General features: G+C 46.0%; 1 pseudogene. It reads right to left on the bottom strand.

Features of this window, described 5'->3' with window-relative positions:
• Window positions 1–613, bottom strand: a pseudogene (locus A3738_RS09485) (sodium-dependent transporter); the annotation flags it as partial.
• Between the last annotated feature and the right edge of the window lie 72 nt (window positions 614–685).

The raw sequence follows: 685 nt of genomic DNA, 5'->3' as shown, positions 1-685 counted from the left end.
TGATGCTACCCATACCGAGAGATAGCGTGAAGAAAGCTTGACCCATCGCGGCTAGTACAACGTCCATGGTGATTTTAGAAAAATCTACCTTCCACATGAACTTCATACCACGCGCGACATCACCGGCGAATAAGGCGTAACCAAGCAAGATTAGAAGGATAATAAACAGGGCAGGCATCATCACTTCAACCGCTTTACCAATTGACTTTGCGCCACCGACAACCAACAAACCTGTTAAAACAATAAAGATAGTGAGGTATATAAGCTGTAAGCCAAAGTTAGAGGTGAGTTCGCCAAAGTGACCGCTGATAGCCTCTGCAGGTGCATTCATGTAGCTGCGGCTCAGCGAAGCAATGATGTAATCTAAGGGCCAACCAGCGACCACGCTGTAGAACATCAAGATCATAATGCCTGCGCATAAGCCCATTGCCGGTAGTAAGAACCAGTTTTTCGATAAACCATTATGTGCTGCATGATGCTCGACTGCATCAATCGGGTTTGCTTTAGCACTTCGGCCTATAGCGATCTCTGCCATCATGATCGGCAGACCCAACAATAAAATAAACGCGAGATAGATCAGTACGAACGCGCCACCGCCGTATTCCCCAGTCATGTAAGGGAATTTCTAAATATTACCTAAACCGACGGCAAAACCTGTTGCTGCAAAAATGAACGTGAGTTTTGA

The organism is Oleiphilus sp. HI0066 (genome assembly GCF_001635725.1).
Note: the sequence above shows the minus strand (reverse complement) of the source record. Positions and strands in the feature narration are given on the sequence as shown.